19 protein-coding genes and 1 pseudogene are annotated in these 21,974 nt (G+C 45.5%); 3 read left to right on the top strand and 17 right to left on the bottom strand.

Annotation, left to right across the window (positions count from 1 at the left end; genetic code table 11):
* Positions 1-144 precede the first annotated feature (144 nt).
* The 5 genes from JOD82_RS25315 to JOD82_RS25295 form a co-directional block, all read right to left on the bottom strand.
* Complete coding sequence (locus tag JOD82_RS25315; RefSeq protein ID WP_209950175.1) at positions 145-975, bottom strand: siderophore biosynthesis protein; 831 nt, start codon at positions 973-975, stop codon at positions 145-147.
* Between the two features lie 10 nt (positions 976-985).
* Positions 986-1,438, bottom strand: coding sequence for an AAA family ATPase (locus JOD82_RS25310; RefSeq protein WP_069010428.1), 453 nt, complete (start codon positions 1,436-1,438; stop codon positions 986-988).
* A gap of 2 nt (positions 1,439-1,440) precedes the next feature.
* Complete coding sequence (locus tag JOD82_RS25305) at positions 1,441-2,178, bottom strand: tRNA(His) guanylyltransferase Thg1 family protein (RefSeq protein WP_209950174.1); 738 nt, start codon at positions 2,176-2,178, stop codon at positions 1,441-1,443.
* Between the two features lie 253 nt (positions 2,179-2,431).
* Positions 2,432-2,779, bottom strand: a complete 348-nt coding sequence (locus tag JOD82_RS25300) for a Na-translocating system protein MpsC family protein (protein ID WP_013311231.1) — start codon at positions 2,777-2,779, stop codon at positions 2,432-2,434.
* 117 nt (positions 2,780-2,896) lie between these two features.
* Positions 2,897-3,325, bottom strand: coding sequence for a MarR family winged helix-turn-helix transcriptional regulator (locus JOD82_RS25295; RefSeq protein WP_209950173.1), 429 nt, complete (start codon positions 3,323-3,325; stop codon positions 2,897-2,899).
* A 156-nt stretch (positions 3,326-3,481) separates the two neighbouring features.
* On the opposite strand from JOD82_RS25295, the gene JOD82_RS25290 reads away from it, so the two are divergent.
* Positions 3,482-4,792 (top strand): amidohydrolase family protein, encoded by a 1,311-nt coding sequence (locus JOD82_RS25290; protein WP_209950172.1) that lies wholly within the window; start codon positions 3,482-3,484, stop codon positions 4,790-4,792.
* 235 nt (positions 4,793-5,027) lie between these two features.
* Here JOD82_RS25290 and JOD82_RS25285 read toward each other — a convergent pair whose 3' ends face one another.
* The 8 genes from JOD82_RS25285 to moaA form a co-directional block, all read right to left on the bottom strand.
* Positions 5,028-6,563 (bottom strand): choice-of-anchor Q domain-containing protein, encoded by a 1,536-nt coding sequence (locus JOD82_RS25285; RefSeq protein ID WP_209950171.1) that lies wholly within the window; start codon positions 6,561-6,563, stop codon positions 5,028-5,030.
* A 242-nt stretch (positions 6,564-6,805) separates the two neighbouring features.
* Positions 6,806-7,471, bottom strand: a complete 666-nt coding sequence (modB, locus tag JOD82_RS25280) for a molybdate ABC transporter permease subunit (RefSeq protein ID WP_029515412.1) — start codon at positions 7,469-7,471, stop codon at positions 6,806-6,808.
* Between the two features lie 26 nt (positions 7,472-7,497).
* Positions 7,498-8,319, bottom strand: a complete 822-nt coding sequence (gene modA / locus JOD82_RS25275; RefSeq protein ID WP_029515413.1) for a molybdate ABC transporter substrate-binding protein — start codon at positions 8,317-8,319, stop codon at positions 7,498-7,500.
* An 89-nt stretch (positions 8,320-8,408) separates the two neighbouring features.
* Entirely contained in the window at positions 8,409-9,482 is a 1,074-nt protein-coding gene (locus tag JOD82_RS25270; RefSeq protein WP_029515414.1) for a thiazole biosynthesis adenylyltransferase ThiF, read from the bottom strand.
* Between the two features lie 64 nt (positions 9,483-9,546).
* A complete protein-coding gene (locus JOD82_RS25265) occupies positions 9,547-10,278 on the bottom strand; it encodes a molybdenum cofactor biosynthesis protein (RefSeq protein ID WP_029515415.1) in 732 nt (243 codons plus the stop codon).
* Between the two features lie 56 nt (positions 10,279-10,334).
* On the bottom strand, positions 10,335-10,583 hold the full coding sequence (locus JOD82_RS25260) for a MoaD/ThiS family protein (protein ID WP_029515416.1): 249 nt from the start codon (positions 10,581-10,583) through the stop codon (positions 10,335-10,337).
* A gap of 133 nt (positions 10,584-10,716) precedes the next feature.
* On the bottom strand, positions 10,717-11,529 hold the full coding sequence (gene fdhD, locus JOD82_RS25255) for a formate dehydrogenase accessory sulfurtransferase FdhD (protein WP_039274507.1): 813 nt from the start codon (positions 11,527-11,529) through the stop codon (positions 10,717-10,719).
* 40 nt (positions 11,530-11,569) lie between these two features.
* Positions 11,570-12,583: a GTP 3',8-cyclase MoaA gene (moaA, locus tag JOD82_RS25250; protein ID WP_209950170.1), complete on the bottom strand. Its 1,014-nt coding sequence runs from the start codon at positions 12,581-12,583 to the stop codon at positions 11,570-11,572.
* Positions 12,584-13,224: 641 nt separating this feature from the next.
* Here moaA and fdhF point away from each other — a divergent pair.
* Together fdhF and JOD82_RS25240 are read left to right on the top strand one after the other, a co-directional pair.
* On the top strand, positions 13,225-16,167 hold the full coding sequence (gene fdhF / locus JOD82_RS25245; RefSeq protein WP_209950169.1) for a formate dehydrogenase subunit alpha: 2,943 nt from the start codon (positions 13,225-13,227) through the stop codon (positions 16,165-16,167).
* 12 nt (positions 16,168-16,179) lie between these two features.
* Positions 16,180-16,662: a helical membrane plugin domain-containing protein gene (locus tag JOD82_RS25240; protein ID WP_209950168.1), complete on the top strand. Its 483-nt coding sequence runs from the start codon at positions 16,180-16,182 to the stop codon at positions 16,660-16,662.
* Positions 16,663-16,743: 81 nt separating this feature from the next.
* Here the strand turns inward: JOD82_RS25240 and JOD82_RS25235 are convergent, their stop codons facing one another.
* The 4 genes and pseudogenes from JOD82_RS25235 to JOD82_RS25220 form a co-directional block, all read right to left on the bottom strand.
* Positions 16,744-17,097: a hypothetical protein gene (locus JOD82_RS25235; RefSeq protein ID WP_029515421.1), complete on the bottom strand. Its 354-nt coding sequence runs from the start codon at positions 17,095-17,097 to the stop codon at positions 16,744-16,746.
* 142 nt (positions 17,098-17,239) lie between these two features.
* Positions 17,240-18,241: a 2-keto-3-deoxygluconate transporter gene (gene kdgT, locus JOD82_RS25230; RefSeq protein WP_039274496.1), complete on the bottom strand. Its 1,002-nt coding sequence runs from the start codon at positions 18,239-18,241 to the stop codon at positions 17,240-17,242.
* Positions 18,242-18,289: 48 nt separating this feature from the next.
* Positions 18,290-19,297: a tripartite tricarboxylate transporter substrate binding protein gene (locus JOD82_RS25225; protein WP_209950167.1), complete on the bottom strand. Its 1,008-nt coding sequence runs from the start codon at positions 19,295-19,297 to the stop codon at positions 18,290-18,292.
* A 128-nt stretch (positions 19,298-19,425) separates the two neighbouring features.
* A pseudogene (locus JOD82_RS25220) lies at positions 19,426-21,872 on the bottom strand (AraC family transcriptional regulator).
* Between the last annotated feature and the right edge of the window lie 102 nt (positions 21,873-21,974).

The raw sequence follows: 21,974 nt of genomic DNA, 5'->3' as shown, positions 1-21,974 counted from the left end.
TACAATAGTTACCTATATTATACAACATTAACGCGGTGTCGTCTTAAACAAAATTAACATAAAATAGGCTGTCGAGACTTTCTCGACAGCCTGAAACGACCATTATGGGAGTTTTTTCACTTCAGGATTTTGCAAAATCCACACTTATGAATATTCGAAGCAAATTACCGCTTTACTTAATTCTTGGTCGTAAAATAAATAGACGGTATCCGCCCCACACGCTTGAAAATAATACCCGGTAATGGAACCGATATAGGTAAAAGTCTCACCATTGGGACGCTTAGGCACATGAAGCAGATTGGTTTGCTCGAACTGGAGCATCTCTTCCAGAGATTCATCATATTCCTTGATGTAACTTTGAGCCTTGTCAGACTGAAAAGCGATATCATCTAAAATTCCGTTAACTTCAGGGTAACTCAGCCCCCAACCACTGGATTGCTTTTCCTCAAAATCACGGGTAAGTTCTTCAACAGACTTTTTGGCCTCTCCAAAGGAGGAATATGGATAAATTTTATTATTTTCCAGGAAAAACGCTTTGCGAGCTTGGTAGTCTTGTTCATTATCCATATACACCTGTTCCAGTCCGCCCAACGCCATGACTTCTCTCTTCATACGTAGGTACGCTTTATCCCCGGTTGATTTCAGCGCTTCATAGGTAGCTTCCAATTGCTCCTTCTGATGAAGACTAAAATAATTCCAGTCTGCTTCGAACTTGTATTTGCCGTCAACTACATCGAATCCCAGCATATCTTCCTTGGTATATGAGGTATGAAAGTCCTGAGTATTTTCACCCACACAGCCTTCGTAGATTTCTTTTACGGAAACAAAATGCAACCACTCGTCCTGCTCTGGAAATAAGAACTGAAGATTAATCGAGCAAATCGGCAGAAAATGCTTGCGATGATGTTCAAGATCGCTGGCAAATACGTCCTCGTATGCTGGAAAACGTTTGATGAATCTCTCAGGTATGTTCATGGTAGTCCCCCTATATTGTATAGTTTTCCGGTAGCCTTCTAATCTGAAACGTTCCTTCCATGGAAATCACGCTATAGAGTTCATCAAATCCTTCTTCGTAGCTCGGAACCTCTAGTTTACGCATAACACTTTTAATACCGATTTCAGGAATATACTCTTTGCCTGTACGTTGCTCATTACGTTTAATAGATTCTACAAAATCGGGCTCAAAATAGTAGCCAATAATTTTAAACGCCTTATTTTTACAAGCATCTATATATTTCTTCCGTTCGATAACAGTGGCATTTGTATTATCTACAACAAAGCGCTGCATTGCTTCGATGGAGGCCTGAAGGTAAATATTTTCTCTATTTCGTGTTTTAAGCATATCCAGATTTATTCGCATATGTGTTTTGAAGAATTGTTCTTTATAAAAAGTCGACTTGCCCGAAGCCTGAATTCCTATAAAAATAACACACTCCAAATCTACACATCCTTGTCCAAGTATACATATTGGTTAATATAATCTCTATTCTGCGAAAAAATCGGTGTCTCATGATCAACATCCCACTTGCTTCTAACGGCTTCGCCTTTGTTGTATTGTTGTTTGGTAATGCAAATTCCCCGCTTTTGCCAGACCGGAAGGTCGTTCCAGTTTAGCCCTTTTTCCACAAAAAGCTTGTCTTGGAGCTGATTTCCGTTCAATCCTTCTAGATCTGAATGCCTGAAATGGGCTTGAGCAACCATAGAAATGCTGTTTTTAGTAGCATCTTGTTGTCTCCATAGGAAGTAGTTTGTAACCTCATCCTGAGGCAAAACCCAAGCTCTCGCATCAAAAGTGGCTAAAGGCTGACCTGGGTAAACCTTTTGGATTTCCTCATTAAATTTGGCTGTAGCTAGAGAGGCAGATATGGACACCATCTTTTGAAGATTATTTTCAAACCAGGATTGCGTCGTTAATTTGTCATCATTCGTAAGAAGCAGTGAGATTTCATCGCTCTGATGATACACCAATTTACATCCCATAATGTTATAGGCCAAATATTTACACGTCTCCCATAATGCAAAAATTAGTTTCTCATCAAAAGGTTTCGTCATCCCACGCGTAAAGGTATGAAAATGCGCACCATCAATTATGATGATTACTGGTAAACGGCGTGGTAGGCTTAATCTATAGGCATTTTCATATTCCTTCATCCTATTTCCAAAATCATTTTTTTTCATAAACTATGTAGGTTCCTTTCATGATCCGTGATTTACGTACGCAGTACAGGGGATATGGGGTGCGGATAGCCAAGCTTTTCTTGAAGAAAAGTCCCTCCTCGTATGTGCAGGAGGACCGAGAACAGCAAAGGTTTAATCAGCTTCTTGCCGTCTTTTTTCTGTTGGTCGCTTGGGTTATGACATCGTTAATTAAATCGAGGGTGAAGCCGAACTCTCCAACAATATGGATTCGATGTCGGTTCCGCTTTCTTTTTTATTTTGCAGTAATATTATCTTCAAATACAAAAACGGATATGGCTATATCTTCCTCCACTTTAATATCTGAAAAGAGGTGCAGCAGCCGAGAATCCATGTAATCCTCCAGTTCTTTATTGAAGTGTGTGGGATATATTTTTTGAACCATTTTGGTTCGGGCTGCATGCACCATCTCTTTCCCGGATTCTTCTTGTGCCAGAAACTTTTCGGATGGGGTTAAATTTCCATATAGCATCGTGATGGCCATATTATCTACAAAGGTTGTATGTATGCGCTCCGGGCCTTTCCCAAATAGCTCTTTACGTACTTTTCGAATAATTTCGTTAAAACCCGTTTCCCTTCTCATATCGCACCGCTCTCCTAAAATCTACTAAAATCCCTATTACTATTTCCATCATAACCGATTCCTATCATATAAAACAGAGACTAGCGAAAGTGATTTTTGGAACATGATTTTACGCAATTATAGGCGTTCATTAATTTTATTTAACATTCCCTCTAAAATTCGCTTCTCCTCTTCGGTCAGGGCCTGAACAACTTCGTCCTCCACCTTTTGGAAAGAGTCACTAAAAGCTTCAATCAATTCAATGGCTTTTGGTAAAACATAAATATTTTTTTGCCGTTCATTATTGGCCGGGATTTTGCGCTCGATGAATCCTTTTTGCTCAAGACCTTGAAGTATGCTTGTAATGCTGGCTCCGCGCAGATGAAACCGATCGGCAAGATCCTTCTGAATTAAATTATTTTCTTGATTCTCGTAGATATATCTAATCATTTTTCCTTGTTGAGCATTTAATCCCAACTCTTTTATGCTCTCGTCCGCTCTTTTCTTTAGCTTAAGACCGATAACCTGAAACAAATCCAGAAAAACCGTATCCTGTTGGGTTTTCATCATCGTACCTCCTCAAATTATTAGAAGTCTAATTGTCAGTAAATAAACTATATAAATCTATAAACTGTTTGTCAAATGAAAATCAGTTTATTGACAGTTATATAACTAACAGTTAGAATTCTAATTGTTTGAAGATGAACACTAAGGAGGAACGACATGAAGAATGTAACTCAAAGCTCTACGGTAGAAAAAGTTACAGCGATTACGAATGTACGTATTTTCGATGGAGAAAAAGTTATTGAGCCCAGAAATGTTATCATCCAGGGGGAAACTATTATTTCGGTAGGCGGAGACCTTCCGACGCATGCAACGATCATCGATGGGGAAAATGGGACATTATTACCCGGCTTGATTGATGCGCATGTTCACACTTCAATCGGAGGGTTAAGAGATGCTTTAAAATTCGGCGTCACGACAGAACTCGAAATGAACGGCAGTTTTACAGAAAGAGGGCGCAAAATCCAGTTGAAAAACGTGAATGATGCCGCTGAAGTCCGTTCCGCCGGCACAGCGATCACTGCTCCAGGTGGTCATCCGGATGAATTATTGCAGGATGAGGATGAAATTCCTGAGTTCGTATTAAAGGAATTGGAGAAGTTACCCAAGAAAGACCGGGAAGCTATGCTAGCCGCTTACGCTCACGATCACGAAAAAGTGCCCCAAGTGACGACAGTGGAAGAAGCGATCAAACATGTGCATACCCAAGTGGAGAGTGGCGCCGACTTTATTAAAATCATGATTGAAGAAGGGACGGTCTTGGGTGCCCCTGGACTGCCTATTTTAAGCGACGAGATTTTAAAAGCAGCTGTGGTAGAAGCCCATAAGTTCGATAAAATAGTCATAGCCCACGTCTTGACGGCTCATTCTTCGCAAACCGCCATCGATATTGGAGTCGACGGATTGGGTCACTTATTTCTCGACAGGCCCGAATACACATCTGAGTTGGTGAAATCCATAGCGGATTCAGGCGCATTTGTTATACCGTGCTTAGTATTGAACTCATCCATTCTGGGGAATCCAGCATCAGAATTGGCGAATGATTCACGTGTTTATTCCAAATTAAGTCCGGAATGGATCGATATTTTGAAATCAAGCTTCCATACTTTCCCGCAAGGCAATTTGGAGAATAGCTTTAAAAATGTGATGGATCTCCACCGTGCCGGTGTGGATATTCTGGTCGGGACGGATGTCGCTCCCGTTCCTGTTCCCAATCTTGGCGGCCTTGCTCATGGAGCCAGCGTTCATCATGAAATGCAATTGCTGGTTGAGGCCGGATTTACTCCCATAGAAGCGCTTCAGTCGGCTACCGCGAAACCGGCCCGTTGCTTTGGGCTTAACGATCGCGGCTGTATTGCCGAAGGTTCGCTCGCTGACCTTATACTAGTAAACGGTGATCCGACAACCAACATCTCTGATACTTTGTCGATCAAATCCGTATGGTTCAAAGGTGTGCAACAACTATGTTAATCGGAGCCTATCGAACAGGAACAACTTTCTAATCTCATTTATATGACTTCCATTTTTACTTTCCGAAGATAGCTTAATCTTGTTGCCAACGCAAAAACACCTCCAAGGTTATCTCCATATCTTACGACATGGGGTTTCACTTTGAAGGTGTTTTAATTGCAAGGAACATTGTAAAAACGTACAAGCAGTGGCCTCACATCGTTTCGGTTGCACTGTTTGTCATAAAATATACGGCTTACTCGTAGGCACCGATGTTCACAGCGACTCCCTGTACTCTTGGCTTCCCGTCGATATCCAGTGTTCCAATGATGGCAAGGTCCGTGTTCCCGGCATCGATCGCAGGTGACGAAGACTGCAAATGGAAGTCGCTGTTCGCGGCACTCACGAATTTAGGATCGGCAAATAGAGAATGCGTATCGTTGCCGGTCCCCGATTTGTACGCGGAGAAACCCGTATACTCCTTATTTTTCCAGATCCAATTCGCTTCCGAGCTGCCGCTCGGAGCAAAATATAAATTATAATCCACAACATTGCCGGAATTTTTGGTGTATCCATTGGAGATCAGCATATCCGTGGAGCTGGCCACGAAAATATTGTTTTGGATCACGTTGTTTCGCGTATCATATTGAACCAAAAACTGGCCGCTTCCATCTTCAAATGTATCGTTCTTGTATAGTGTATTGTTCACGATCTTGCAGTTTACCGTGGAGCCACGCTCCTCATTGTAACCGCCCATGGCAATGCCGGTCAGTCGGTTGTTATATATCACGTTGCTGCGGACCGTAATATTGCTGGTGGCTTTACCGGCGTGCTCGGAGGCAATTTCGACGCCGATATCGTTGTTGTAGCTGTAGTTCTGCTCAATAATACTGTCCTTGCCCCCATCTACATAAATGCCCCCGGCCGAGTTGTCATCGCTCTTGTAAGATGGGTTATTTTGAACTGAATTATTATACACCCGATTGCCCTTCACCAACCCGTTCCGCGCCTGATCGTAAGTCGTATTCGGCGCGGTGCCCTCAAAGCCGATCAAATCAATCCCGATGTTGTCATTATCGTGAATGAGGTTGTCGGTCACCGCAAAGCCATCCACGTTGCCGTTTAAAACGAGCGATTCGCTGGAGCCCAGCACGAGATTGTACAGCTCATTGCCGCTGATCGTAAGATCGTGAATCGAAGCCGGAGCTTTCGTGCCGTAAACAGCGATACCGTGAGCATCCCGGCCCAGCCGATTTTTGCCGGTCGGAGTGACCGTGTTTTTGATGTCATGGATTTTATTGTTGGACAGATTAATGAAGCCGCCCGAACCGTGGACATAAATACCTACAGGCACCACGTTCTTGGAAGCAGTGGTAAAATTGCGGATTTCAAACCCCTGAACAGTAACGTAATTGACATCGGCCAGTTCGATCAGCCCTTCGTTCCCGCTGACCGAAAGTCCACTGCCATCAATAATGGCGGTCTCTGTCCCATAGTTGGTGAACACAATGGGACCCTGCGAAGCGGAGCCAGAGCGGGTAATCTTTACTTTCTGCTTGTACACGCCGCCCCGGACGTAAACCGTGCTGCCCGCAGGAACCACGTCGGCCGCGTGCTGCAGCGTCTTCCACGGCGCGTCGCTCGTTCCAGCGTTGGAGTCGCTGCCGCTCGTAGCCACATAATATTCTGTACCAGCCGCGGAAGCAGCGGGAGGTTGCACATTTCCGGTCACCAGACCAAGCCCGAAAACCATGGCTAAACCTACCAGAAACATTTGCCCGAATTTCTTCATCTTCCTCATCCCCTTTTGTTTTTCTTGTAAATTGTACCCTAATTCCAGTAAATCTGTTCTTTGGCATCGGCCATTAGTGCAACCTATGCGCCATACCAAAGACCAGGAGCTCACCGTAATCGCTGTCGAAAGAAACAAGAAACCCTGCGTTTTAGTAATCGCAAGGTTTCTTGGTGATCAAAGCTGCTAACGTTGCCGCTACTGCCCTATCGGCAAACTACGCACGTTCTTACTCCAACGGACTAATCCTTTACTAATCGATTAGAAAGCATCAACATGATAAAAGAGAATAAAATGATAACAGCTACCCAGCTCCAAGAGAGTGTCATATTTCCGACCTCGGACGCGGTGTAAATCGCTGTAGACAGGGTTTGGGTCTGTTCAGGAATATTACCTGCGAGCATCAGCGTAGCACCAAATTCCCCTAACCCTCGGGCAAATCCGAGAATGTATCCTGAAATGAGGGGTCGGTAGGCAAGGGGCATCGTAATGTGGCGAAACACTTGCCATTCGTTGGCACCTTGCGCACGTGCAGCCTGCTCTACCTCCGGGTCTACAGCTTCAAAACCTGCTTTAATGGTGCGGTAAGCCAGTGGAAAAGCAACAACTACGGCCGCCACCACTGCAGATCCCCACGTAAATACAATCGTCTGCTGGAACAGGCTTTCGAAGACAGTGCCAATCCAGCTTTTCCTTCCCAGCAAGATGAGCAAAATAAAGCCGACAACAGTGGGCGGCAATACGAGCGGAAGAATTAGGACGGTCTCGATCACGCTGGTTCCCCTCCGCGGCGTGCAGTTCGCCATCATCCGCGCTACCACAGTAGCTAATAAAAAGACGATGATGCTGGCGACGACAGCGACTTTAACAGATACGATAACCGGAGGAAGAAAAGCTGACCAATCCAACGGGCCCCCTCCTTTATCTGCGAATTCTATTTTCCCGTCATTTCTGTAGGGGCTGAAAATCCATCTTTACTGAACACACTCATAGCTTCATCTGTCCGTAGGAAATTAAGAAACTCGCCTGCTTCCTGGCTGTGTTTGGTTGCTTTTACAATGCCTTCAGGATACAGGATGGGTGCATGCAATTCCTCGGGCACTTCCAGTGCTATGACCGTTTTATCGGATGATTTGGCATCCGTTAGATAGACGAGTCCTGCATCGGCGTTGCCTGTTTCAACATAATTTAATACCTGTCTTACGTCCTTGGCGAATACCATCTTAGGTTCCAGCTTGTCCCATAGTCCAGCCTTCGTTAACGATTCTTTAGAATACTGTCCGGCGGGAACGGTAGTAGGCTCCCCAACAGCCACTTTCAGGAAAGAAGGACCCATCAAGTCATTGAGCGTAATGCTTTTGTTATCTGTGCTTTTCGCCTTATCTTGCGGAACAACCACAACCAGTTTATTTTGAAGCAGCACGTTATCCTTTTCCACCAATGAAGCATCGGTTAATGCCTTCATTTGCTTCATGCCTGCCGAAATAAATACGTCAACAGGTGCACCTTGCTCAATTTGTTTTTGTAATGTACCAGATGAAGCGTAGTTAAAGGTAAGTTTGATATCTGGGTGCTGTTTCTCATACTGGCCCTTGAGCGTATTCAGACTATCTTGAAGACTTGCAGCGGCAGATACGACTAGTTCTGTCTTGGGTGCGGACTGTGCCGATTGTACAGCAGCCGGAGACGAACACCCAGCCAGAACCCATGCCAACAATCCAACGAACGTGAATATGTACCCAAATTTCTTTTTCAACTTGTTCTTCCCCTATCCTATAAATTCCAAAATGAGATAGCGAAAATAAGGAAGCATTGTACATCTCATAACGGGTCGAATCTATTGGGTCAACCCAAATATTTGTGATAAATTGATCTCGCCTCGGCGATGTCCTTCGTGCCATGAATTAAGACGCGACCATCCTGAAAAAGAACGATTCGATGCGTCCCGATAACAACGGATACCAGGTATGGATTATGCTCCACTTTGCCCCCCTGACGGGATAACAAACGTGCCGCTTCATTCAGATCACGTACAGCACCCGAAGCCGGGCGGATTTGAACCGTATCTCGTCCGCACAAGACAGCCGTTTTAGCCTGATGCTCCGATTGTAAAAAAGGATACACTGGGTGCTCACCACACGTTGGACAATCGGCTTTCTTCATGGCGCTGATTTGGATTGCCTGATGCTGATTGTTCCACAGATCGAAAGAAATCAGCTTATTTTGCAAAGCCGAATCGTCCCCTGTGAGCAGCTTCAATGCCTCGGCGCTTTGATAAGCCGCTACCATCTGTACAGCCGGGCTAATCACACCGACCGTATCACAGGTTGCACCGCCGAGCGGTACAGTTCCGAGCAGGCAATGCAGGCACGGTGTCTGCCCTGGCACGATGGTAAAGGTTGTCCCATAACTACCTACACATGCCCCGTAAATCCAGGGTATTCTGTGCTTGACCGCATAATCGTTCATAAGCAAACGTGTATCGAAATTGTCAGTGGCATCTACGATGAGATCCACCCCTGCTGCGATATCGTCGATTTCCTCCAGCGAGACGTCCCGGACTAGCGCACGAATGTCCACGTCCGAATTGGTTTGCTGCAATCGCTTCTGCGCGGCCACTGCCTTGGGGATCTGATTACGGGCATCCGCTTCGTCATAGAGCTGTTGGCGCTGCAAATTACTCCAGTCTACATAATCACGGTCTACCAACGTCAGCCGTCCGATGCCCGCTCGCACCAGCATGTCAGCATTGGCAGTGCCCAGTGCGCCGGCCCCCACCATCAGCACGTGCTTACTACGGATATTTTGCTGGCCTGTCGGTCCAATTTTCGAGAATAATTCCTGTCTAGAATAACGGGCATGAGACGTATGCGCATGTGCAGCAACTTCTATTTTCTGGATCTTGTCCATTTCTGACATCGTTGATTTACGCCTCCATACTTATCCATTGAATAGCTACAAGTTGATCAGACAAGCTAAAAGCTTAGATGTCCTCGCCCTTATTTGAAAGCTTTGGGGTACTTTGAGGGTTCCAGCCACCCAGCTGATGCCCCTTCCATTCTGAGCCGTCCTCCCACACTTCCTTTTTCCAAATCGGTACGATTTGCTTTAACCGTTCAATGGCATGGCGGCTGGCTTCATAGCAAGTATCGCGGTGTGCAGCTGAGACAGCAATCACCACACTCGTCTCTCCAATTCTTACCGTGCCAAGCCGATGTGTAATCGCAGTACGTGTGGAAGGCCAACGTTCTGCAATTTCGTCACCAATCTGCTTCATCGTGTTCATGGCCATCGGGACATACGCCTCATATTCAAGCAACACCGTTCGCTGACCTTGCGTAAATTCCCGAGTCGTACCATTAAAGGTCAGCGAGGCGCCATGAGAAGGGTCGAGTACCTTTGAGGTTACTTCATCGGCATCAATCGGGTCGTACGTAATGGCAAATAAACCACATTTTGAAACGACCGTCTCCATCCCGGATGCTGACTGATGAAGAGCAATTGCATCTGATGGAAGCACAAGTTCATTTGGAGAAGCCAGCTTTTTATGATGGGTAAAAAAAGAACCTGGCAGTTGTGAAGCCACTTCCGGGTACAGCTCATTCAGCCTTTTTCGAATGTCTGCAATGGTCACCGCTTCCTGTGAAAGTTCTACCGTGATCACATCACCAAGTTGCTCCGCCATATCTGCGAATAGTTGAATACGATATTGCATATGATCTGCCCCCTTGCACCTATTCTATCGAATTCACCTATCCTATTAAATAAAATCTACCCTCCTGAAACCGGAGGAATAATCGCAATCTCATCATGTATACTCACGAGGTCCTCAGGAGCGGCGTAGGCTTGATTTCTGGCAACAAAAGAACCCTGCAACTGAGCTGCTGATTCAGGGAAACGCTCGGATAGCAAGTCTTTTAATGCGGCAACGGTCATCGTTTTTTGCTCAGTAGGCACCGTAATTATAGGCCCTCCCATCTGTTCCGCAAGTCCAGCAAATACTTGAATATGATAGTTCATTTAACATCCCCTCCTTTTCAGTACAGTGACTGCCCACCACATATGTACCAAGAAAAACCAACATGAATGAATACCTCGAAAGGTTTTATTCCATGCTGGTTAACTATGACGGTGTACATTGAAGATTATTATATTATATTTTAGATTCAACTAGTTCATCAATCCGTTCGGTATGCGTATATACATTCAGAGAACGACTGCGTATAAAGCCAACGGTCGTAATCCCCAGGTCCTCAGCCAACTCAAGTGCAAGCTCTGTGGGAGCTGACTTGGACAAAACAACTTCACAGCCAATCTTCGCAACCTTCAACAAAATTTCAGACGAAATGCGTCCGCTGAATACTATGATTTTGTCTTGTAATACAATATCATGTTTTAGGCAATGCCCATAGATTTTATCTAGCGCATTGTGTCGGCCGATATCTATTCTGGATAGGATCATCCCGTTTTTATCGCACAGCGCTGCATTATGAACACCACCGGTCTCCTGAAACGTAAGTGCCGAGTTTTGCATTAAATTCATCAAACGGAAACAATCGTCAAAAGACAGCGTAACATGGGTGTCATTCATTCTTTTTGCCACTTTGGCATCATTTATAAAATAAAAGCCCTGTCTACTTTTTCCGCAACAGGAGGTAATGTACCGTTTGGAATGAAAGTTTTGATAAAACTCATTCATTCGACGGGTTTTAATATGAACAAAGCCTTCTTTTTCCTGAACCCAAATATCTTCGATATCATCGTACCGTTGAATGACGCCTTCAGAGGCCAAAAAACCTACTGCCATATCCTCCACATACTCCGGTGTACAAACCATGGTAGCAAATTCCTGCTGATTGATTTTGATGGTCACCGGATGCTCCGTCACCACCGTGTCTTCAAAACGCTTGATCTGACCGTCACGATAACGGAAAATCTCACGTTTCACCTCAGCTGGCTTTTCCATGTGCTCCACTCCCTCATTTCTGACAGGCTGGCTCTCCGGCTCACCCGCCGATGTGTGACATTTCAATTTTAGACGTTGCTTGCTGTGTATGATTCAGTCGTTCCTCTGAATAACGATCGGTACGTTCTCTCCAAACACGCTCAATGTAAGCTCTAATCTCGTCATCGGACTGTTCGGAACGTAGCATCGCGCGAAGCTTGTACCCTTGAGAGGCAAACAGGCACGTGTACAAGGAGCCTTCAGCAGAAATTCTCGCTCGTGTACATGTGGAGCAGAAGGCGTCCGTAACAGACGAAATAATACCGATTTCCCCGTCTCTGTCCTGATACCTGTAGCGCGTCGCCACCTCACCTTTATACTGGGGTGCGACAGGCTCTAACGGCATATGCTCGTGAATGACTTCGATGATCTGCTGCTTGGAAACGACCTGATCTAATTTCCAGCCATTGGTGTTGCCTACATCCATAAACTCAACAAAACGTAAAATATGCTTTTTCTTTTGGAAATAGTCGGCCATGGGTACAATATCCTGATCGTTAAAGCCCTTTTGCACGACCATATTTATTTTCACCTGCATCCCTGCTTGATCCGCAGCCTCAATACCATCCAGCACCGCCTTTACACTGCTTCTGCCCCCGTTCATTTGGCGGAACCGATCATCATCGAGCGAATCCAGACTAACCGTCACTCTCTTCAGTCCCGCCTCTCGCAGTGCTGCAGCATATTTAGGCAAAAATACGCCGTTTGTCGTCATTGCAATATCTTCAACCCCATCGAGTTGAGTTAGCGAATGAATAAGCGAGGACAAATTTTTCCTCAGCAACGGCTCACCACCAGTAATACGCAGCTTCGTAACGCCCAGCGAGACAAAAATACGGGAAAGGCGTGTGATTTCCTCAAAGGTCAATATTTTTTCTTTTGGCAAAAACGGATAGTCATGGCCAAATATTTCTTCCGGCATACAATATCGGCACCGAAAATTACATCGGTCTATGACGGATATTCTTAAGTCCCGTAACGGACGATTCCATTGATCGTCGCTCCGGTTCGCCATCCTGTTCACCTCAATCCGTCTTCATTAATAAAACTCTTTACCCTTTTAAATCGGAACGGTATTTCCATTCATTTTATACTGAACCAAAAAACCGGCATCACAACAACTTCTTCGCTTATGAATATCGAAGAATCTGCTAAATGCCGGTTAATTTATCTACATCAGGATTTTACGAATCCCACATCATGCGATATAGAAAAATCAAACTAACAAGCGCTGCGACAAATAAAATATACGCGATTCCCACGTACACTCCATTTACGATTGCTCAGAAATAGACTACATTCCTATTGTTAGCAATCCTGGAACGTTTGTCAATGATTTTTCGTTTTCTCAAACGATAATCATTATCAATTAAAAAATTAGTAATGTACCGTTGAACTATCTTAAATTTTACGTTATAGTTACACGAGATAACATGCAGAAAATGACATATCTAAGTTATTCAGAAGTTATTGATATACAGACGGTGCGTACTGTTTGTTATTAATACATATTCAAATGGCGGATTGGCCTCCAGGACCTAGAGCTTGGTCACTACTCCACCATAAACACAAGTGCTGGAACATGAGCACTTGTGTTTATGGTGGAGTTTTTTTATTCCTAATTTTTAAATTTAAAATCTGAAAGGAGCCTGAACCGTGACTGATAGTACGATCAAAATTACATTAAACGGACAGGAACTGAAAACGAAGAGCAGCGCAACGATTCTTGAAGTGATTAACGAAAACAATATCGCCCATCCCCAGCTGTGTTACGTTCCCGAGGTCGATCCGATCCGTACCTGTGACACATGTATCGTGGAAGTGGACGGAAAACTTATGCGTTCTTGCTCGACATTGGCTTCGGATGGAATGAATATTCATTTACATTCGGATCGCGCGAAAGCAGCTCAAACCGAGGCTATGGACCGATTGCTGGAAAATCATCTCCTCTACTGCACCGTATGCGATAATAACAACGGTAATTGTACTTTGCATAATACAGCAGAGCTTATGGAAATTGAACATCAAAAATATCCATATCAACCGAAAGTTGGCCCAACAGAAGTAGATATGTCTCATCCCTTCTACCGATATGACCCCAATCAATGTATTGCATGCGGCCAATGCGTAGAGGTATGCCAAAACCTTCAGGTTAATGAAACGCTGTCCCTCGACTGGGAGGCTGAACGTCCTCGCGTCATATGGGATGACCGGGTTGCGATTAACGAATCCTCCTGCGTTAGCTGTGGTCAGTGTGTAACCGTCTGTCCATGTAATGCCTTGATGGAGAAATCTATGCTGGGAGAAGCAGGCTTCATGAGTGGCATGAGCAAGGATTTATTAAATCCGATGGTGGATTTAATAAAGGAAGTGGAACCGGGCTATAGTGGGATTTTTGCTATTTCCGAAGCCGAAGCAGCGATGCGCGAAACCCGTACGCAAAAAACGAAAACCGTCTGTACGTTTTGCGGTGTAGGTTGCAGCTTTGAGGTTTGGACCAAAGGCCGCAAAATTTTGAAGGTACAACCTACCTCTGAGGGACCTGTTAACGGTATCTCGACATGCGTAAAAGGAAAATTCGGCTGGGATTTTGTAAACAGCGATCAGCGTCTGACCTCCCCTTTAATTCGTCAAGGTGACGAATTTGTGGAAGCAACCTGGGAAGAAGCACTGAGCCTGATGGCCAGTAAAATGGGAGCTATTCAAGAAACTTACGGTGGCGAAGCACTCGGCTTTATTTCTTCGTCCAAATTTACCAATGAAGAAAACTATTTGATGCAGAAGTTGGCTCGTCAGGTCTTCCAAACGAATAACGTCGATAATTGCTCACGGTATTGCCAATCTCCTGCGTCATGGGGGCTGCAATACACCGGAGGCATCGGTGGAGACAGCGGTACGATTAAAGATATTGCCAAAGCAGGTTTGGTCATGCTGGTCGGTTGCGCGCCGGGAGAAGGTCATCCCGTGCTGGCTACGCGTATCAAACGTGCGCATAAGCTGCACGGTCAAAAGTTAATCTCGGTCGACCTGCGCAAGCATGAAATGGCAGAACGCGCTGATCTGTTCATTCGTCCGAAGCAAGGTACTGATTATGTATGGTTATCCGCTGTAGCCAAATACATCATTGGGCAAAACTGGCATGATGCAAAATTCATTGAAGAGCATGTAAACTTCTATCCTGAATATTTGAAATTGCTAGAGCGATTCACCCTGGACTTTGCCGAACAGGAAACTGGTATTTCCAAAGAGACACTGATTCAGGTAGCGACTATGATTCACGAAGCCGACGGCACTGCCATTTGCTGGGGCATGGGTGTGACGCAAAACATCGCAGGCTCTTACACTTCGATTGCGATTGCCAATCTGCTGCTGGTGACTGGAAACTTTATGCGTCCGGGTGCAGGCGCATATCCGCTTCGCGGACATAACAATGTTCAGGGTGCTGCCGATATGGGTACGATGCCGGATATTTTCCCGGGCTATCAGCCCGTGACGAACGATGACATTCGTGCCAAGTTTGAAGCGGCCTACGGTGTACAAATCCCAGGTCAGCGCGGACTGGACAACATTCAGATGCTAGAAGCCATTGAAACAGGTAAGCTCAAAGCGATGTATATCGCTGGAGAAGAGATGGCATGGGTGGATGCCGACTCCAACCATACCCAAGAAATGCTGGCGAATTTGGATTTCCTTGTCGTTCAAGATGTATTTCTGAGCAAGACAGCTGAATTCGCTGACGTCATTTTGCCAGCCGTACCTTCACTCGAAAAAGACGGAACCTTTACGAACACTGAACGTCGTGTCCAGCGTTTATACGAAGCACTCCGCCCTATGGGAGACAGTAAACCGGATTGGTGGATTTTCAGCCAATTTGCCAAGCATATGGGATTTGATTGGGATTACAGCCATCCAAGTGAAATTTTTGAGGAAATGGCGTCGCTCACTCCATTTTTCTCCCAATGTAATTATGACGTATTGGAAGGCTGGAACAGCTTCCACTGGGGATCGCCGGATGGTAGCAATACACCGCTGCTGCACACCAACGGCTTTAACTTTCCAGATAAAAAAGCGCGTTTGGGACTTTTCGAATATGTACCACCAAAAGAGTACCCTGTTGAATTCGATCTGACCTTAAATAATGGTCGACTGCTCGAACAGTTTCATGAGGGAAATATGACGACCAAATCGGCAGGCATTCAGCTCAAACTCCCAAAAGTATTTGTGGAAGTGTCACCTGAATTGGCTGAGGAGCGCGGAATCCATAATGGATCGCTGGTTCGACTGGAATCCCCTTATGGTGCGGTCAAGCTACGAGTTCTGGTGACAGACCGGGTGCAAGGAACTGAAATTTATGTGCCGATGCACTCTACCAGCCATGATAGTGCGGTCAATCTGTTAACTGGAGGAGCGTTCGATGTGGTCACCCGCACACCGGCCTATAAACAAGCCAAAGTACGGATGCAAATTTTGGAGGTAGACGGTCAAAATCCACTGCCACGTATCAATCCGCGTTACAAAAAGCGTCATCCGCAAAATGGGGTTGAAGTGGACCGCAAGTGGAATCGTCCCGGTTACGTCGATTTGGTGGATCAAAAATAAGGAGGTCAAGCCGTGGCTAAGCCTATTTCAATTGTGAGAAAACGTGTTTTGACAGAAGAAGAACGCCAAAAACAATCGCTGGATCAGCTTACTGCTGATCTGGCGGACAATGGAGCGGCACTGCAGAAGACACTTGAAATCGTACGTGAGCTGCACGATAGTGGTCTTCTCGAAGCAGCCCAGTCTATGCTAAAGGCTAAAGAAAGCATCGCCAAAATCGCTGTAGGACAAGCGACGCGTAAGCCTGTGACGAACATCATCAATAATCTCATGGGAGCAGCCGGAATGCTGTCTGAGGTAGACCCCGAGCTGATGAAAAAGCTGACAAACAGCGTTACTAATGGCCTGAACGAAGCCAATGAACATCTAAAACAGAATAAAAAGACTCGTCTGCGCGATCTTATGAAGGCGATGAATGATCCAGATGTAAACCGTGCAATGGGATTTGGCATTCATTTTCTCAAAGGAGTGGGAAAAAGTTTGTCAGATAAATAACTTATAGAGCGTGAGGGTTGAAGACTAGTAACAATGACAATAAAAAGAGCTGGCTCCGAAAACGGGGGCAGCTCTTTTTATTTATTTTTTATCCACTTGCAATAGCGTCACCGTTTTAAGAGAAACAGCATCTTTTATTTGCTCCTCTGCGATGACCTTGAGCTTAAGCAAACTGGCAATCTTCGACGTATCCGGCTTGGAAAACAAGCGCCATAGCTGCGGATCAGGCAGTGAATCATACAGCTTTGTATGATCGTATTCCTTACGGTGCTGCTGCACAATCTTGACCCGATAGTTGCCAATTTCCCAATCTGACACCTCCTGCTGCGCACAATGAGCGGTAATGTCATTACGCAAATCAGTCAGTTCACCTTCAATTTCTTTTTGCTTTTGCTTTAACTGGTAGTAGCGGCGCACCTTGTTTTCCAATCCCATCACGCTCCTCTGCTTATATATGTATGTTTGCAGAAGTGTTTTAGGACAAGTTTTGTGATGTTAGGATTGAAGGTATACCTGCAAAAGCATTTCCCGGGTAATGGAAAGATCCATAATAAGTTGAGCCATCATCATCCAAACTTTATTTAGGTACATTCGTCCCTGGATTTACAGGCCCTGCTCCTCGGGATTTCTCCTTACGCTTCATATAATTGGCCCAGTATGCCGTCAGAATAGGTACCAAAATCGAGGTCACAATGACTGAAGCGGCAACTAATGCCGTTGCAGATTGCGCAACAGGCAGGAACTCAGGCTTGATATTGGCGACAATGACTGGGTTCGCTACTGCTGCACCTGCTGTACTGGAAGCTGCGATTCCTGCTGTACCGTTGCCACCACCGATATATTTGTCCGCCAAAATTAGTGGAATACCTGTAACCAGAATGACAAAAATACCCAATAAAATACCAAGCATACCTGTCTGGACAATGACACTCAAGTCAATGGAACAACCAAGTGCAAAACCGAAAAATGGAATTAAGGCTTGCGTTGCGTTCCCAAAATACTTTCGGAAATCATGATCCAGATTGCCCAACATAAAGCCGATCAAAAATGGTAATACCGCCCCCACAAATGTCTGCGGTTCGAAAACGGCCAGTCCGGTGCTACCCAAAATAATCATGGTCACTAATGGACCCGATTCCAGTGACATCAGTACAAATGCTCCCGCCTCTTCCTTGGAGCCATACTGCTGCATAATGGAGGCGTATAACCCGCCGTTCGTCATATCCATAGCCGAGATCAGCGCCAGCACCGACAAACCTGCAAATAGCCCACTTTCTACACCCCCAACAGGCAGCAATCTGGATGCAATGATCGCCACTACCCACGCGACCGCGATTTTAGTCAATACGAGCGTTCCTGATTTACGCAATACAGTACCCGTCGCTCGCACATCTATAGAAGCCCCCATACAAAAAAACCACACTGCTAAAATGGGTACCGTACCTGTCATCAGCCCCTTGGTAAAAGATCCAAAATAGTCGCCTGCCCATGGAGTAAATGTATGAAAAAGCGCGCCAATAAACAGCGGCACCAGCATAATGCCCCCTGGAATTTTATCAATGTTTTGTTTGATTTTCATAACTTCGTTCAACCCTTTCGTTTTTGCCAATGCAAAAACAAGGCCGTGTCACTTGCGGCTCAAACCGAGCTCGGGAATCAGTCTCGCGAAGGTATCATGACTCTCCTTCAGTTGTCGCGCGAATGCGTCTGCATCCTGGACACGCAATCCCAACCCATGCTTACGCATTTCCTCCCTGAATTCCTCGTCTTTCGTTCCCTTGATCAGTGCATCCGTTAGCGTTTGAGCAACTGCATCCGGTGTATCCTTAGGCACAGCCAGCCCTCTCCAAGTGCCGATAAAATGTACACGCAGCCCAGTGGCTTGCTGTAGTGTCGGCACTTTTGGAAACGCTTCCGAAATAGTGTCTGACTGGATCGCCAGTATGCGAAGTTTCCCTTCGTCCACGTATTTCTTCACTTCTGCGGGACTGACGGGTACAGCATCCACAAATCCGCTCATTAAAGCGGAGACGGCTGGGCCTGCTCCCTCATAAGGGATATGGGTAAAGCGGACTCCACTTTTCTGTTCCAGCATTGCGGCAGCAAGGTGCCATATGCTCCCTGTGCCTGCATTCCCCATTTTGAGTTTGCCGGGATGGGCCTCAGCATCCTCCAGAAATGCCTCCGCTGTCTTCCATGGTGCATCCGCCCGGACCGTAATGGCAGAAGGGTCCATATTGGTTTGAAGCAGCGGCTTAAATCGCTCATAGGTGAGCGGTAGCAGTCCCAGATGAGGCAACGTAGTCAGCTCAGCGACCAGATACGTTACGGTATAACCGTCCGCCTGCGCCTCAGCCCCTTCCATCAGCCCGACAGAACCGCCTCCTCCCGTTCGATTAACGACGATGATCGGCTGATCGAGATGCTTTTCGGCGGCTTTCGCCAACGCTCTCGCGGTAATATCTGTACCGCCTCCGGCTGCATAGGGAACGACAAGGGTTATTGGCTTCGTAGGAAATATACGGCTGTGATCCTGCAGGGTGCGGTGATCCACATATTCACTGATACTCAAGGCAGAAAGCATAGCTACTCCCGCCGCAACCAGCACATATTTTTGCCATGGCTTTTTCTTCATTACGTTTCCTCTTCTCAAAAATGAACTGGGCCCGTCATGCGCCCGTTTTCACCTCCAACGTTTTCGGTCTTGTTGTTTGCGTTTACATGAAGTCAATGTACCGCAACGTGGAGGGCTACAGCTATCGCTTAATCTTCGTATTTATCTTCTATTTCGCCAAGTATCAACCTTTTGACCGATCTGCATATTCATTGGAAGATTTGCTGATTTGTCTGAATTTCCCTGGGGTCACTTGCTTATGCTTGCGGAATGCCCGAATAAAGCTGTTCTCATTTCGGTATCCAACCTGCTCTGCAATTTCTCCGATTTTCAAATGGGTTTCACATAGTAATGTGCATGCCTTTTTTACGCGTAATCCAGTCAAATAATCGTAAACGGTGGTCCCTGTTTCTTCCTTGAACATACTGCTCACCGAGGACACGCTCATGTGAACATGATCCGCAATTTCCTGAAGCCCGATGTTCAAATGCAAATGATGTTCCATATATTCGATCATCTCTTGTACACGCACAAAATCTTTGGACTGAATACGTCCGTGCCATTTTTCTTCAATATCAGTCAACATAGTGACCAGCAATACCTCAATGTCTTGAAGGTCTAGCGTCAGAATCTGATTCCAGTGGTAATCAGCAAGCTGATCCGGCGGCGTCACACTCTGAGTGGCACACCATTTTAGCAAATCTTCCAGCAATTCATGAACAAACAAGTAGACCTGGGCTGGGGATGTTCTGTGGAGTCGAAGTTCTTCTACCCAGTGGCTGATTAGCTTTACACTTGCACCAGGTTCCTGCGACTCCAGGGCATGAATTATTTCCAAACGCCAATTGTCAAACAATGTTGAATCCTGAATTTGCTCCTTTGACTGTTCATCCACTGTATTATCCTTTTTCACACTTAGGCTGCTGTCCATATTCGTGTATGAACGTCCATACCCCTCGTACAAACGCAAATTAAGGGCCTCTTTTCCTTTTATAAAAGATGCCCGTGCCTCTTGAATATCCGTGACCATATGACCAATCCCTATAGAAATGGTCAAAGGAAGATACTCACCGACAACCTGAATCAGTCTATCAACGCTTTTGTGAAGCAAAATACTCTCTTGGAGGGCAGTCTCCGAACCAACTTCAACTTCATTCGAACTCTCGCTGTACTGTAACAGCACAATAAAACCACTTTCCTCTTCCGGCGAGCATACTGCTTTCCAGTAAGGTTCGAGCATCTCTAGCAAAATATTGTTCAGCGCATACTTGAGCAGCATTTTATCCTCTTCTGGAAAGCTTGCAGCCCACGCAGAATATCGGTCGATGGACACGATCATGACAAACAAAGAATTACCGTCCCAATCGGAAAAATACTGTTCCCATTTCATACGCATTTCCTGTATGCCCATTCTACGCTGGATGACATCTTCCATATATTTGGAACGCAGCTCCGGCAGGCTTCGCTCTACCACCAATGATTTGCGATGAAACTCTCCAACCAGTTTGCTAATCACAGGTTCCAGGTCATACAATCCTCCTTGGCGCGTACCCTTATTGCCCGAATTCAACAGGCTATTAATTTTTTTCATGGGGCGAAAAGCTGCATAATTGTAATAGTAAACTGCTGAGCACCCAGCCAGTATAGAGATAAAGGCCAGCCACAGCATCATATTGCGCGCCAGCTTAACATTTTTCAGCAGCTTGTCCATCGGAACGAGCGAGACTAGACGCCAGCCCGTTACATCAGAAAAGGTTTGGTTCGCCATATATTCCATATTCCCTATCTCCACATAAGCATAGGGGCTCACATCCAGCTCTTTCAAAACCCTGCCCATATCATTTAAGGGTAAGGACAATCTCAGCTTGGGATAGATCAACTCGCCCTCCAGATCATACACGTATTGCGAGTTGGATAAATGAATATATAGTTTGGAGAAAAAACGGTCGTAATCCAGATTGATTAGCACCGCACCCATGACCTGACCATTCTCTACTATGGGCCTGGCCAGCGAAAGCAGCTCTAACGTCCCCTGCTCACGATCGGTGCCGTACCATCTCCGCTTAATCAACAACGGTTTTTTTTGAATGTCCTGAATCCAGGGAACCCATGTGGTATCCGGTGCCTGCTTCCAATCAGGCATGTAACCATAATTGCTGGATACGAGAGCATGATTGTCCAAAGAAATCACTTCAACCGAATAAATTTCTTCGTGTGAAGAAAGGGTTTTCAAGTATTTCTGAAGCCGATCTATGACGGAGGCGTTATCTTCCAGCGATTTCCTATCCGTTTGGACACGTACAAAAGCCTCTACATCCGGATGATATGCTGCATCCAGCGCCTTGTTATCAGACTCACGAAAAGCCCGATTGGTTACATCCAGATTGATTTGCAATAATTCTATATTGGGTGTGTTCAGCTCGGTATCCAAACCTTCACGGTATCCTGAATACGATAGCAAGCCGATCACGCTAATCACGAGCGACACACACAAAGTGAGCAGTAGAATCAGTCTTGTCTGTTTATTTTTCAGTATCAATCGAAGCTTAAGTCGCAACATTCCCGTAACTTCATCCTTCCGGACTTCGTTGTCCATCTTCCTCTTGCCCATATACGTGGTGACATATTCTCCCTAAATCTATTTGACGTAAGAGTTGGAATTCCCTGCCTATGTAAATCAAACTTAATAAAACTTCAT

The organism is Paenibacillus sp. 1182 (assembly GCF_017833915.1).
GTDB classification, from domain to species: domain Bacteria; phylum Bacillota; class Bacilli; order Paenibacillales; family Paenibacillaceae; genus Paenibacillus; species Paenibacillus polymyxa_D.
The sequence above is the reverse complement of the archived record's forward strand: the minus strand, read 5'-3'. Positions and strand labels throughout refer to the sequence as shown.